This is a genomic window from Streptomyces bambusae (assembly GCF_019400985.1).
In the GTDB taxonomy this organism is placed as follows: Bacteria; Actinomycetota; Actinomycetes; order Streptomycetales; family Streptomycetaceae; genus Streptomyces; species Streptomyces bambusae_A.
Window position 1 is genome coordinate 1 of sequence record NZ_WTFF01000202.1, and the last position, 13,520, is coordinate 13,520.

A 13,520-nucleotide genomic window follows, 5' to 3' on the forward strand; every position below is an offset into this window, starting at 1 on the left:
GGTGAATCCGGCGAAGCCGGCGGCGGCGTCGAAGCCGGTGGCGGAGCATCCGCCGGGGCCCCGGCCGGCGCCGCCGGAAGCGGCACATCCGCCGGAAGCGCAGCATCCCCCGAAGGCCCGGCCGGTGTCGGTGCCGACGCCGGCGCCGGCACCGCCGGCGTTGCCGCGTCGGTCGGGGTCGGTCCCGCCGCGCCGCCGGGTCCGGCCTTGGTCGTCGGCTTCTTGTCGTGCTCCGCGTTCTCGGTCATGCGGGCTCCCCTCCCCTGTTGCCGCGAAGCGGTCAGAGTAGGCCTCTGACGTGCGGCTACGGCCTGCCCGGAGGAGCCCTGTGGCAGGACCGTGACAATCAGGCCCGCCCAGCCCGGGCCGTGGGGCTGACAGGCCGAGGGGTCACTGCGTCGGGGTCTCCGGCAGCCAGGCCGGGAGCGCCTCCGTCCGGGACAGCCACGCCTCCGGCAGGTTGCCGCCGTCGCGGGCGCCCAGGATGCCGCCGACGATCGCGCACGTCGTGTCCACGTCGCCGCCCACCTGCGCGGTGGTCCAGAACGCCGCCTCGTAGTCGTCCAGCGCCCGGGCCGCCGACCACAGGGCGAACGGCACCGTGTCGTGCGCGCTGGTGCGCCGGCCGCACCCCAGCACCGCCGCCACCGTCGTCGCGTCGCCGTAGTCGAGCATGTCCCGCGCCCGCCGCAGCCCCGCGCCGACCGCGCTGCGCGGCACAAGCGCGACCACGCCGTCCAGCAGGTCCGTCGGCGTCGGCGGCCCCGCCGGCGCCGCCACCAGGGCCGCCGCAGCGGCCACCGCCATCGCGCCGCAGACCGCCTCGCGGTGCTGGTGCGTGGTGTACGCGGAGATCTCCGCCTGGTGCGTGGCCTGTTCGGGGTCGTCGGCGTACCAGGCCCCGAGCGGCGCGATCCGCATCGCCGCGCCGTTGCCCCACGAGCCCTGCCCGTTGAAGAGTTCCGCGGCGAGCGTGCGCCAGTCCTGGCCCTCCCGGACCAGCCGGAGCATGCGGTTGACCGCCGGCCCGTAGCCGCGGTCGAAGTCGTGGTGGTGCGCGAAGGAGTCGGCCAGCGCGTCCTGGTCGATGCGCCCGTGCGTGGCGAGGACGGCCACGACCGAGCATGCCATCTCGGTGTCGTCGGTCCACTGCCACGGGCCGGGCGGCAGTTCGCGCCGCTTGAGCAGCGGATAGTTCACCGGGACGAAGAACTGGGAGCCCAGGGCGTCACCGATCGCCAGCCCGCGCAGGCTGGCCAGGGCGCGCGCGTAGCGCGCTGCGGAGTCGGGAGTGGAAGCGGCGGAGGCGGCAGGGGTCGTCATCGCGGGTCACTCTAGTCGTCTCAGTCGTCCAGATCGTAGGGCTCGGCCGTGGTCCACCGCTCGAACGGCCGGTCCAACCGGTAGCGCCCGTCGTCGCCGAGCAGCAGCATCCGGGTGCTTCCGTTCCCAGGGTTGGACAGGGACTCGAATTCGGCGACCGACCAGTGGAACCACCGCATGCAGAACAGCCGCATCGTCAGCCCGTGCGTCACCAGCAGTACGTTCGGCGGGTGGTCGGGGGCCTCGAAGCTGCGGTACAGGCTCTCCAGGAAGGCCCCGACCCGGTCGTAGACGTCGGCGCCGGACTCGCCCTGGGCGAAGCGGTAGAAGAAGTGCCCGTAGGCGTCCCGGTAGGCCTTCTGCCGCTGTACGTCCTCCCGGTCCTGCCAGTTCCCCCAGTCCTGCTCGCGCAGCCGCGGCTCCTCGCGCATCCGTACCCGCGCCGGGTCCAGCCGCAGGTCGCGGAAGGTCTGCAGGGTGCGGCGGTACGGGGAGACGTACGCGCTGATCCGCTCGTCGCCGAAGACCTCGCGCAGCCGGGCGCCGGCCGCCATGGCCTGGGCGCGCCCTGCCGGGGTCATCCGCAGGGCGTGGTCGGGCTCCCGCTCGTACACCGTGTCGTCGATGTTGCCCTCCGACTCGCCGTGCCGGAGGAGGACGATGCGTCTCGGTCTCGCCATTCCCCGACCCTAGGGCCTGGCGTCAAATTCCCGTCGTCGCCGGACACCGCGGGCACGCCGCACGGACCGCGGCCGCCGGGCGTACGATCACACGATCCAGGAGGGTTCGAGGTCGACGACGTCCCCCGTGAGCGCCTCGACGTCCGCCTCGGTCTGGGCGCGCAGCGACAGCCGCTCGACCCGTTCCTGGCGGTACTTGCCGTGCTCGGCGGCCGCCTTCCACATCGACAGGACCAGGAACTCCCGCCCCGGCGCCTCCCCGAAGAGGCCGCGCACCATGCCCGGGGAGCCGGCCATGGCGGGGTTCCACACCTTCTCCTGCATCAGCGCGAAGTGGTCGAGCCGGCCCTCCCGGACCCGGCAGTGCGCGACCCGTACGACGTCGGCGTCGGTGAAGCGCGGTTCGAAGCCGGTCTTCACGTCGAAGCGGTGGTCGAAGAGGGTCACCCGCGCGTCGGTGTACGTGCCGTGCTGGGCCGCGGCCAGCCGGTCGTGCGAGCGGGCCATGAAGGAGTCGTAGAACGACCGGCTCTCCCAGAACGCGAAGACGTGCGCCACCCCCTGCCGCCCACGGCTCCACCCTCCGCCCTGCCCGCGGAATCCGGGTTCCCCCGGCAGCCCCGCCCATTTGCGCTGCCCGCGCTCGAACCCGCGTCGGTCCGTCACCGTGCAGCGAATCCACTTGACCAGCACCGCGCCATCGTACGGTGCCCGGCGCGGCCCCGGTCAGTCTCCGGCCGGGAGGATACGCACCAGTTCAGCCGCGTCCCGATCGGACAGTCGGATGCCGAACTCCCGGTCGAGCAGGGCGATCAGCTCACCGGGCGCGACGGCCGACCGTTCCTCGGACCCGCCGGGCAGCCAGCGCACCAGCTCGCGGTCCACGAGGGCGAGCCGCCGGGAGGAGCCGGGGCGCATGGCGACCAGCCGGCCGGTGAAGAACGAGGACGGGTGGGTGGAGCTCCAGTGGTTCATCAGGACGAAGTCGACGGGGTACAGCCGCTGCGCGGCGAAGGCGTACAGGTCCCGCCACTGCTCGGTCCCGGTCCGCCGGGTCCGCAGGACGAGCACACCCTCGTCCTCCTCCGCCACGCCGAAGTCCCACTCGCCCTGGGTGACCTCCGCCCCCGGACGCAGCGGGACCGGTTCCGTCGGTCCGTTCGCCCCGAACCCGGCGTCCACCAGCCAGGGCTCGCCGTCCACGGTGACGACCAGGACCGCGTGCGTCACGGGCAGCAGGGCGTCCCCGCGCGTACGGTTGCGCGCGCCGCGGCCGGCCACCTCGAACCCGATCCGCTCCAGCGCCGCCGCGAGCAGCGAATTCTGCTCGTAGCAGTAGCCGCCCCGGCCGCCGCGCACGAGCTTGCCCTCGATGCTCGCGAGGTCCAGCTCGACCGGCCGCCCGAGCAGCACGTCGAGGTTCTCGAACGGCACGGCGGCGATGTGCGCCCGTTGCACCGTCCTCAACGTCGCCAGATCCGGCCGCAGTTCCCCGTCGTGGCCGATCCGCTCCAGGTATCCGGCCAGGTCCAGCCGCTCCCCGCTCCACATACCGCTCCCCCGTTCCTCGTAGGCCCATGACCATGATCCATGACGACGAAGAGCGGGACCCGCCGTGAGGCAGGTCCCGCTCTTCGTCAGCCAGTCAGCCAGTCAGCCAGTCAGCCGGTCAGGCGCTCAGGCCCGGCGGCCGTCGGCTCAGCTGCAGCCGCTGGTCGAGCCGCAGCCCTCGCAGATGTAGCACGAGCCGGCGCGCTGCATCTTGGTGCCGCAGGAGAAGCAGAGCGGGGCGTCGGCGGAGACGCCCAGCTGCATCTCGACGAGCTCGGCGTTGGTGTGGGCCACCTTCTTCGGGGCCGGGACGGCCTCGATCGCGGGGGCCGGGACCGGCGCGAGCGGGGCGGACTGGGCCAGGGCCTCGGTGTCCAGCTCCTCGTCGAGCGGCTCGTAGGAGCCGGTCTCCAGGTGGCGCTGGCGCTCCTCGGCGGTGTGGATGCCGAGGGCCGAGCGGGTCTCGAACGGCAGGAAGTCCAGCGCCAGGCGGCGGAAGATGTAGTCGACGATCGACTGCGCCATCCGCACGTCCGGGTCGTCGGTCATGCCGGCCGGCTCGAAGCGCATGTTGGTGAACTTCGAGACGTAGGTCTCCAGCGGCACGCCGTACTGCAGGCCGACCGAGACGGCGATGGAGAAGGCGTCCATCATGCCCGCGAGGGTGGAGCCCTGCTTGGACATCTTCAGGAAGACCTCGCCCAGGCCGTCGTCCGGGTAGGAGTTGGCGGTCATGTAGCCCTCGGCGCCACCGACCGTGAAGGAGGTGGTGATGCCCGGGCGGCCCTTCGGGAGGCGCTTGCGGACGGGGCGGTACTCGACGACCTTCTCGACCGCGGCGCGGATGGTCTCCTCCGTCTTGGCAGTGACCTCGGCCTTCTCGTCCTCCTTCTTCTTGGCGGAGAGCGGCTGGCCGACCTTGCAGTTGTCGCGGTAGATCGCGAGGGCCTTGACGCCGAGCTTCCAGGCCTCGAAGTAGATCTCCTCGACCTCCTCGACGGTCGCCGTCTCCGGCATGTTGACCGTCTTGGAGATGGCGCCGGAGATCCACGGCTGGATCGCGGCCATCATGCGGACGTGGCCCATCGGGGAGATGGAGCGCTCGCCCATGGCGCAGTCGAAGACCTCGTAGTGCTCGGTCTTCAGGCCGGGGGCGTCGATCACGTTGCCGTGCTCGGCGATGTGGGCGACGACCGCCTCGATCTGCTCCTCCTGGTAGCCCAGGCGGCGCAGGGCCTGCGGGACGGTGCCGTTGACGATCTGCATCGAGCCGCCGCCGACGAGCTTCTTGAACTTGACCAGGGCCAGGTCCGGCTCGACACCGGTGGTGTCGCAGGACATCGCCAGACCGATGGTGCCGGTCGGGGCGAGGACGGAGGCCTGGGAGTTGCGGAAGCCGTTCTTCTCGCCGAGGCGCAGGACGTCCTGCCAGGCCTCGGTGGCCGCGGCCCACACCGGGGTGTCCAGGTCGTCCATGCGCGGCGCGACGGCGTTGGCGTCGGCGTGCTGCTTCATGACGCGCTGGTGCGGCTCGGCGTTGCGGGCGTAGCCGTCGTACGGGCCGACGACCGCGGCGAGCTCGGCGGAGCGCTTGTACGCGGTACCGGTCATCAGCGAGGTGATGGACGCGGCCAGGGCGCGGCCGCCGTCGGAGTCGTACGCGTGGCCGGTGGCCATCAGCAGGGCGCCGAGGTTGGCGTAGCCGATGCCGAGCTGGCGGTAGGCGCGGGTGTTCTCGCCGATCTTCTGGGTCGGGAAGTCCGCGAAGCAGATCGAGATGTCCATCGCGGTGATGACGAGCTCGACGACCTTGGCGAAGCGCTCGACCTCGAAGGACTGGTGGCCCTTGCCGTCGTCCTTGAGGAACTTCATCAGGTTCAGCGAGGCGAGGTTGCAGGACGTGTTGTCCAGGTGCATGTACTCGCTGCACGGGTTCGACGCGGTGATCCGGCCGGACTCGGGGCAGGTGTGCCAGTGGTTGATCACGCCGTCGTACTGGATGCCCGGGTCGGCGCAGGCCCACGCGGCCTCGGCGAGCTTGCGGAAGAGCGCCTTGGCGTCGACCTTCTCGATGACCTCGCCGGTCATCCGGGCACGCAGGCCGAACTCGGTGCCGTTCTCGACGGCCGTCATGAACTCGTCGTTCACGCGGACGGAGTTGTTGGCGTTCTGGTACTGGACGGACGTGATGTCGTCGCCGCCCAGGTCCATGTCGAAGCCCGCGTCACGCAGGGCGCGGATCTTCTCCTCCTCCTTCACCTTGGTGGCGATGAAGTCCTCGACGTCCGGGTGGTCCACGTCGAGCACGACCATCTTGGCCGCGCGGCGGGTGGCGCCGCCCGACTTGATCGTTCCGGCGGACGCGTCGGCGCCGCGCATGAAGGAGACCGGGCCGGAGGCGTTGCCGCCGGAGGAGAGGAGCTCCTTGGAGGAGCGGATGCGGGAGAGGTTCAGGCCGGCGCCGGAGCCGCCCTTGAAGATCATGCCCTCTTCCTTGTACCAGTCGAGGATCGACTCCATGGAGTCGTCGACGGACAGGATGAAGCAGGCGGAGACCTGCTGCGGCTGGGGCGTGCCGACGTTGAACCAGACCGGGGAGTTGAAGCTGAAGATCTGGTGCAGGAGGGCGTAGGTGAGCTCGTGCTCGAAGATCTCGGAGTCGGCGGGGGAGGCGAAGTAGCCGTGGTCCGTTCCGGCCTTCGTGTACGTCTTCACGATCCGGTCGATGAGCTGCTTCAGACCGGTCTCGCGCTGCGGGGTGCCGACCGCGCCGCGGAAGTACTTGCTGGTGACGATGTTGACCGCGTTCACCGACCAGAAGTCGGGGAACTCGACGCCGCGCTGCTCGAAGTTGACCGAGCCGTCGCGCCAGTTGGTCATGACGACGTCACGGTGCTCCCAGACCACCTCGTCGTACGGGTGCACGCCGGGGGTGGTGTGGATGCGCTCGATGCGCAGGCCCTTGCCGCCCTTGGCTCCCTTGGCGCGGGAACCACGTGCCGGACCGCTCGCCGTCTCTGTCATGCCGCCTCCCATATGCGGGCAAAAACGCCCTGATGTGCCAGCAGTATTCCGTGGCACGGTTCTGTCTTTCGATCTACGTACTCGACCCCTCGGCTTCCGCCGGGAGGTAGCCCCTGGCTGACCGGCCGCCCCCGCGGCCGCTCGGTCAGTCGGCGGCGGAGGCGGGTGCGGGGACGGGAGCGGCGGCCTGGCCCGCCGCCGCGCCCGAGGCACCGCACTCGCACTCCTCGGAATGAGGTCGCGTATCGCGCAGATCCGCGATGGCGGCCTCGAAGTCTTCCAGCGTGTCGAACGCCTTGTACACGGACGCGAAGCGCAGGTACGCGACGACGTCGAGCTCCTGGAGCGGTCCGAGTATGGCCAGCCCCACGTCGTGCGTGGTCAGCTCGGCGCTTCCGGTGGCGCGCACCGCCTCCTCGACCCGCTGGCCGAGCTGGGCGAGGGCGTCCTCGGTGACCGGCCGCCCCTGGCACGCCTTGCGCACGCCGGAGATGACCTTGGTACGGCTGAAGGGTTCGGTCACCCCGCTGCGCTTGATCACCATCAGTGACGCCGTCTCCACCGTGGTGAAACGACGGGAGCAGTCCGGGCACTGGCGGCGACGGCGGATCGACGTGCCGTCATCGGTGGTGCGACTGTCGACGACGCGACTGTCGGGGTGCCTGCAGAAGGGACAGTGCACGGTTACCCAACCCTCCCTCTTGGCACGACTGAACAGCCCCGGGGCACCCTGAAACAACGACAGCCGAATGCTGTCGTCGGGGGCTCCGGAGGCGACCACAAGCATATGCGATGTCGGGGCCTCGTCGGACCGCGACCACAAGGTCTAGTTCGCGACGCACATCCCACCACTAGATCTTGGGGTCGTGCCGCATTTCAGCGTCTACGCGTGTCGCGGCGTGGCGGGCCGGACACAGAGGGTTCCCACTGCCAGACTGGGCGCGTCCCGGAGGGCGGAGTTCCGACCGGGAAGGGTACCGTAAGCACCGGAGGCCGAGCCGAACCCGCGTTCGGTATGTCGCCGCCCATACACCTCGCTCCGTGACGGCGTAGGGCGATCTGCGATTTTTCACTCGAACGTGTGTTTGGCGCAACCTTTCGAAAGCAACTACCGTTGGCTAACTAGGGAGAACACTCCGAGAGGGGCCGCCGACGTGACCACGACCGCAGCAGACAGCGCCACCATCACTGCCCAGAACCGCTCCCAGAGCCGACTCGACCCGGTGCACGCCATGAACGAGGCATCCATGAACCCGGACCCCGACACCTTGAGGCCCGCCCGCTCCCTCCCCGGGCGCCCCCCAGGAATCCGCGCGGACAGCTCCGGCCTCACGGACCGGCAGCGGCGGGTCATCGAGGTCATCCGGGACTCGGTGCAGCGCCGCGGATACCCGCCGTCCATGCGCGAGATCGGCCAGGCGGTCGGCCTGTCCAGCACGTCGTCGGTCGCCCACCAGCTCATGGCCCTGGAGCGCAAGGGCTTCCTGCGCCGCGACCCGCACCGCCCCCGCGCGTACGAGGTGCGGGCCTCGGACCAGCCCAGCTCGGCCCCCACCGACACCGCCGGCAAGCCCGCCGCGTCCTACGTGCCCCTGGTCGGCCGGATCGCGGCCGGCGGCCCGATCCTCGCCGAGGAGTCGGTCGAGGACGTCTTCCCGCTCCCCCGCCAGCTCGTCGGCGACGGTGAGCTCTTCGTCCTCAAGGTCGTCGGCGACTCGATGATCGAGGCGGCCATCTGCGACGGCGACTGGGTCACGGTCCGCCGCCAGCCGGTCGCGGAGAACGGCGACATCGTCGCGGCGATGCTCGACGGCGAGGCCACGGTGAAGCGCTTCAAGCGCGAGGACGGCCACGTCTGGCTGCTGCCGCACAACTCCGCGTACCAGCCGATCCCCGGCGACGAAGCCACCATCCTCGGCAAGGTCGTCGCCGTCCTGCGGCGCGTCTGAGCAGCCGAACCGGGGCGACGGCCCCGCCGAAGAACAGCCCCGGGACCACCTGCGCCGGTCCCGGGGCACCCCCCTGCGGCTAAACCGCCGCCGCTCTCGCGGACGTGGTTGCTCACTGCCCTGTGCGCCTAAACCGGCGCCGCTCTCGCGGACGTGGTTGCTCGCCATTGTGGTTGCTCAATTGATGGTTGCTGTCTTTGCTCCCGCCGGCTGCTACTTGCCGTCCTGCTTGGCGGCGGTGTCGATGGCGGCCAGGGACTTGCGGACCTGGTTGCGGTCCGTGGTGTACCAGAAGTCCGGGAGTGAGGCCTTCAGGAAGCTGCCGTAGCGGGCGGTGGCCAGCCTCGGGTCCAGGACGGCGACCACGCCCCGGTCGCCGGAGGCACGGACGAGGCGTCCCGCGCCCTGGGCCATCAGCAGGGCCGCGTGGGTCGCGGCGACCGCCATGAAGCCGTTGCCGCCGTGCTCCTCGACCGACTTCTGCCGGGCGCTCATCAGCGGGTCGTCGGGCCGGGGGAAGGGGATGCGGTCCATGACCACCAGCTGGCAGCTGGGGCCGGGCACGTCCACGCCCTGCCACAGCGAGAGGGTGCCGAACAGGCAGGTCCGCGGGTCGGCCGCGAAGTTCTTGATCAGCTCGCCGAGGGTCTCCTCGCCCTGGAGCAGGATCGGGTTGTCCAGCCGGCCCCGCAGCTCCTCGGCCGCCGCCTTGGCACCGCGCATCGAGGAGAACAGGCCCAGCGTCCGGCCGCCGGCCGCCTCGATCAGCTCGGCCAGCTCGTCCATCATGTCGCCGCGCGTGCCCTCGCGGCCGGGCGTGGCCAGGTGCTTGGCGACGTAGAGGATGCCCTGCTTCGGGTAGTCGAACGGCGAGCCGACGTCCAGGCCCTTCCAGGGCGGGACGTCCTCCCCCTCCACGCCCTCCGGGGACAGGCCCAGCGAGGCCGCGACCCCGTTGAAGTCCCCGCCCAGCCTGAGCGTGGCCGAGGTGAGCACCACCGAGCGGTCCTCGAAGAGCTTCTCGCGCAGCAGCCCGGACACCGACAGCGGAGCCACCCGGAGCGTGGCACCGAAGCGGTCGTGCCGCTCGTACCAGACGACGTCGTACTCGGAGCCGAGGGTGATCCGCTCGGCGACCGCGTGGATGTTCTCCACGGCGGCCAGCGCCTGCTTGCGGACGGCGTCCTCGTCGGCCACCGACTTGTCGCGGGTCGCGCCGATCCGCGAGATCACCTCGCGGGCCGCGTCGCGCAGGGCGAGCAGGGCGTAGCCCAGGTCCTCCGGGACGGTCTCCAGCCGGCCGGGCAGAGCCAGCTCCATGACCCGCTCGAAGCCCTCGGCAGCCGTCTGGAGGGAGTCCGCCGTCTTCTCGTCGACCAGCTTGGCCGCGCGCTTCACGGCCCGGTTGACCTGCCCGGGGGTCAGCTCGCCGGTGGCGACGCCGGTGACCCGCGAGACCAGCTCGTGCGCCTCGTCCACGATCAGCACCTCGTGCTGCGGCAGCACCGGGGCGCCCTCGATCGCGTCGATGGCGAGCAGCGCGTGGTTGGTGACCACGACGTCGGCGAGCTTGGCGCGCTCGCGGGCGGCCTCGGCGAAGCATTCCGCGCCGTACGCGCACTTGGTCGCGCCCAGGCACTCGCGCGAGGAGACCGAGATCTGCGACCAGGCCTTGTCCGAGACGCCCGGGGTGAGGTCGTCGCGGTCGCCGGTCTCCGTCTCGTCCGCCCAGTCGCGCAGGCGCAGCAGGTCCTGGCCGAGCTTGCTGGAGGGGGCCGCCGCCTCGAACTGGTCGAAGAGGCCCTCCTCCTCGTCCTGCGGGGCGCCCTCGTGCAGCCGGTGCAGGCAGAGGTAGTTGGACCGGCCCTTGAGCATGGCGAACTGCGGCCGGCGGCGCAGCTGCGGGTGCAGCGCCTCGACCGTGCGCGGCAGGTCGCGCTCGACGAGCTGCCGCTGGAGCGCGAGGGTGGCCGTGGCGACCACGACGCGCTCGCCGTGCGCGAGGGCGGGCACCAGGTAGCCGAGGGACTTTCCGGTGCCGGTGCCGGCCTGGATGAGCCGGTGGGAGTTGTCGTCGATGGCTTCGGCGACGGCTTCCGCCATGGCCACCTGGCCGGGACGCTCCGTACCGCCGACGGCGGTGACGGCGGCGTGCAGCAGGTCGGGGAGGGAGGGCTTCGTCATAGCGCTTACCAGCCTACGGGGCACCACTGACATCAGTGACCGCATCGGAGCGGGAGGGGGACGGAATCCGGCCTGCCTCACAGCAGGGTGCGCAGGGCCCGCTCGCGGATCATGAGGGCCGCGCGCTTGTCCGGGAGGCTGATTTCCGCCGCGAGGCGGAACCCGGAGCTGAGGAAGGCCGAGACGGAGGGCGTGTTGCGGATGTCCGGTTCGGCGACGACGCGGGCGCAGCGGGGACGGTTGTCGAGGACCAGGTCGGCGACGGCGCGCAGCAGGACGGTGCCCAGGCCCCGGCCCCGGTCCGCGGCCTCGCCGATGAGGAGGTGGACGCCGGTGTCGTGGGGGCGCGCCGCGTAGTGGTGGGACAGCGGGTCGAGATCGGCCCGGTAGATCTCCCAGTAGCTCATCGGGGTGCCGTCGAGGACGCCGAGGCAGGGCACGCTTCGGCCGTCCCCTTCGAGCTGGGTGCGCAGGTGGGCGGCGGTCACCCAGGCGGGCCCGGCGAGGTCCCAGAAGGCGGCGACCTCCGGGTCGTTCATCCACCGGGTGAGCAGCTCCAGGTCGCGGGTGATCCGCAGGGGCACGAGCCGGAAGACACCGGCAGGAGTGCGGGTGGCGCCCCAGTCGGCCGGGCTGTCGAGCAGGTCTGCCTCGGCGAGCAGGGGCAGCAGACCGGCGCTGACGTGGTGCGGCCGGGTGGAGGTGGTCGGGGCGGTGGGGGGACGCATGGGGGGTGCCTCTCTCGTCTCTGCCGTGGGGGTCGGTCGGTCTGGTCGGTCGGGTCGGTCGCCTCGGTCGTGCGGTCGCGTGAGTCGCTTCAGCCGCTTCAACCGCTTCAGCCGCGTCCGCCTCAGTCAGGTCAGCCGGTTCAGCCGGTTCAGCCGGTTCAGCCGGTTCAGCCGGTTCAGTCGTGCAGGGGATTGGCGATGGTGACGTAGACGGACTGGGTGTCGACGGGTCCGACGAGTTCGTCCAGCCCGCCGAGGCGGGTGAGCAGGTTCGCCTTGCAGCGCAGGGTGGGCGAGTCCAGCAGCTTGGCGGGCAGCGGACCGAGGGCGCAGGCCTTGCCGAGGAAGCGGCGGAACGCGGCGAGCAGGACGCGCTCGTCGGCGAGCTGCTGGGAGCCGAAGGCGCCGATGAGGCCGAGCACGTTGTTGATGCCGAGGTAGTAGGCGAAGCGTTCGTCCGTGACGGCGTCGGAGACGAAGGTGTCGCTGGCGCCGCCGATGCCGGGCAGCCGCTGCTCCAGCTCGGCGCGGCGCGACTCACGGAAGTAGTAGCCCTGGTTGTCGCGGTAGCGGCCGCCGACGGGCCAGCCGGCCCGGTCCAGCAGGACGAGGGTGTTCTGCTGGTGCGCTTCGAGGGCGATGCCGGCGAGCGCGTCGAAGGCGAGTACGGGCAGGACGACGTGGTCGAGGTAGCGCAGGAACCACTCGGCGGCGACGGCGGAGGCGGGGCGCCCGGTGCGGGCGGCGAGCCGGCGTACGGTCTCACCCAGCCGGGAGCGCACGCCGGGCCGGCCCGGCCAGGGCCGCAGCGAGGTGAGGCCGGCGACGCAGACGGCGTCGTCGCCGCGGCTGAAAGGCTGGTGGCGCAGCAGCGCGTCGAGCCCGGGGACGGGAACGCCGTCCGGGGAGTCGACGGCGACCCAGGCGGGGTCGCGGACGATGTCGAAGCCGGGGTGGGTCGCCTGCCACTGGTCGGCGAGGCCGGTGCGCAGCAGCCGGTGCACCTCGACGCCGCGGTGGAGTTCCTTGCGGAGGTTCTGGCGGCGGGAGTTGGTGATGCGCACCCCCAGGGACAGCTTGAGCATCGCGGGGCTGCCGGGCCGGTGGACGGTGCGGACGGAGGAGGTGGGGTACCACGGCTCGCCGTACGGGCCGAGGTCGTGCAGCAGGCCGGCCTGGAGGAGGGGGGCGACGGCGGGCCGCTGGAGGAGGTCGCGGGCCTGCCAGGGGTGCAGCGGCAGGGGGGCGGTGCCGTCGGGCAGGCGTAGGCCCGGCGCGAGCCGGGTGAGGAGCTCGTCGGCGCGGACGGGGCGGCCGCGTTCGGTCCAGGCGGAGTCGGTGGCGAGGACGGAGCGGTCGACGGCGGTCCAGTGCAGCGGGAAGGAGCCGTGGAGCTCGGGCGAGCAGCGGCGTACGTCGGCCTCGGAGAAGCCCTGGCGGCTCTTCGGGTCCGGGTGGAGGGGGTGGCCGAGGAGGAGGGACTGCTCGGCGGTGAGGAACAGGTCGCCGCGGACGGGCTCGGGCGGCTCGGGGCACTCGCGGCGGTCGGCGATGAACTCGGCGGTGCGCTGGACGGAGTCGGCGACCCGGGCGACGAGGTCGGTGCCGCGGCCGCCGTTCTCGCGGGCGAGCAGGCCGGCGAGGGTGACGGCGTCGACCGCCGGGGCGCCGGCGGGGGCGTCGGCCAGCCGGGCGGGGGCGAAGCGGTGCCAGCCGACGGCGGACCAGTGGCGTACGGCGACCAGCAGGGCGGTGCCGGAGGCGGGGAGCGGGATCCGCAGGAGCGTTCCGGGCGGCCCGTCGGGCCGCCCGATCGCGCGCTCGCGCACCCAGCACCGCAGCAGGTTCTCCACTGCCGCGGCCTCGGCGGCGATGCCGGGGTCGGGGTGGTCGAGGAGGTCGGGCAGCACGGCGGGCTCGGGTCCGGCTGCGGGTCCGGCGGAAGCGGAGGCGGCCGCATGGGGCCAGGGGGTGCCGTCCTTCTGCCGGGGGGCGGGGGCTGGCCCTTATACACATCTGTAGCTGCCCACGAGCTTACGCGTGCGGTAGCCTGCGGGTGTTCTAGTAATTCAGCAAAGACG

9 protein-coding genes and 2 pseudogenes are annotated in these 13,520 nt (G+C 71.9%); 1 reads left to right on the forward strand and 10 read right to left on the reverse strand.

Going from position 1 to position 13,520, the window contains the following annotated elements:
• The 7 genes and pseudogenes from GPJ59_RS24305 to nrdR all read right to left on the reverse strand — a co-directional run.
• Nucleotides 1-248, reverse strand: a pseudogene (locus tag GPJ59_RS24305) (hypothetical protein); the annotation flags it as partial.
• A gap of 142 nt (nt 249-390) precedes the next feature.
• The gene (locus tag GPJ59_RS24310) at nt 391-1,323 is read right to left on the reverse strand and encodes an ADP-ribosylglycohydrolase family protein (RefSeq protein WP_219669780.1); all 933 of its coding nucleotides are present in this window, start codon (nt 1,321-1,323) and stop codon (nt 391-393) included.
• Nucleotides 1,324-1,343: 20 nt separating this feature from the next.
• Nucleotides 1,344-2,003, reverse strand: a complete 660-nt coding sequence (locus tag GPJ59_RS24315) for a histidine phosphatase family protein (RefSeq protein ID WP_219669781.1) — start codon at nt 2,001-2,003, stop codon at nt 1,344-1,346.
• Between the two features lie 87 nt (nt 2,004-2,090).
• Entirely contained in the window at nt 2,091-2,696 is a 606-nt protein-coding gene (locus tag GPJ59_RS24320) for a YdbC family protein (RefSeq protein WP_219669782.1), read from the reverse strand.
• 33 nt (nt 2,697-2,729) lie between these two features.
• Nucleotides 2,730-3,554 carry an arylamine N-acetyltransferase family protein gene (locus tag GPJ59_RS24325; protein WP_219669784.1) on the reverse strand — a complete coding sequence of 275 codons (825 nt, stop codon included), beginning with the start codon at nt 3,552-3,554 and terminating at the stop codon, nt 2,730-2,732.
• Between the two features lie 147 nt (nt 3,555-3,701).
• On the reverse strand, nt 3,702-6,578 hold the full coding sequence (locus GPJ59_RS24330; protein ID WP_219669785.1) for a vitamin B12-dependent ribonucleotide reductase: 2,877 nt from the start codon (nt 6,576-6,578) through the stop codon (nt 3,702-3,704).
• A 145-nt stretch (nt 6,579-6,723) separates the two neighbouring features.
• Nucleotides 6,724-7,260 (reverse strand): transcriptional regulator NrdR, encoded by a 537-nt coding sequence (gene nrdR, locus GPJ59_RS24335; protein ID WP_219669789.1) that lies wholly within the window; start codon nt 7,258-7,260, stop codon nt 6,724-6,726.
• A gap of 472 nt (nt 7,261-7,732) precedes the next feature.
• Between nrdR and lexA the strand changes: the two genes are divergently transcribed.
• Complete coding sequence (lexA, locus tag GPJ59_RS24340; protein WP_219669796.1) at nt 7,733-8,527, forward strand: transcriptional repressor LexA; 795 nt, start codon at nt 7,733-7,735, stop codon at nt 8,525-8,527.
• Between the two features lie 213 nt (nt 8,528-8,740).
• Here the strand turns inward: lexA and GPJ59_RS24345 are convergent, their stop codons facing one another.
• The 3 genes and pseudogenes from GPJ59_RS24345 to GPJ59_RS24355 all read right to left on the reverse strand — a co-directional run.
• Complete coding sequence (locus GPJ59_RS24345; protein ID WP_219669798.1) at nt 8,741-10,711, reverse strand: ATP-dependent DNA helicase; 1,971 nt, start codon at nt 10,709-10,711, stop codon at nt 8,741-8,743.
• Between the two features lie 77 nt (nt 10,712-10,788).
• Entirely contained in the window at nt 10,789-11,439 is a 651-nt protein-coding gene (locus tag GPJ59_RS24350) for a GNAT family N-acetyltransferase (protein WP_219669799.1), read from the reverse strand.
• A 176-nt stretch (nt 11,440-11,615) separates the two neighbouring features.
• Nucleotides 11,616-13,430, reverse strand: a pseudogene (locus GPJ59_RS24355) (IucA/IucC family protein); the annotation flags it as partial.
• Nucleotides 13,431-13,520: the final 90 nt, after the last annotated feature.

Bases quoted from the DNA above. Each gene is read 5' to 3' on its own strand.
- GPJ59_RS24325 (WP_219669784.1), bottom strand. From the start codon at position 3,554: ATGTGGAGCGGGGAGCGGCTGGACCTGGCCGGATACCTGGAGCGGATC.
- GPJ59_RS24350 (WP_219669799.1), bottom strand. From the start codon at position 11,439: ATGCGTCCCCCCACCGCCCCGACCACCTCCACCCGGCCGCACCACGTC.
- GPJ59_RS24315 (WP_219669781.1), bottom strand. From the start codon at position 2,003: ATGGCGAGACCGAGACGCATCGTCCTCCTCCGGCACGGCGAGTCGGAG.
- GPJ59_RS24345 (WP_219669798.1), bottom strand. From the start codon at position 10,711: ATGACGAAGCCCTCCCTCCCCGACCTGCTGCACGCCGCCGTCACCGCC.
- GPJ59_RS24310 (WP_219669780.1), bottom strand. From the start codon at position 1,323: ATGACGACCCCTGCCGCCTCCGCCGCTTCCACTCCCGACTCCGCAGCG.
- GPJ59_RS24330 (WP_219669785.1), bottom strand. From the start codon at position 6,578: ATGACAGAGACGGCGAGCGGTCCGGCACGTGGTTCCCGCGCCAAGGGA.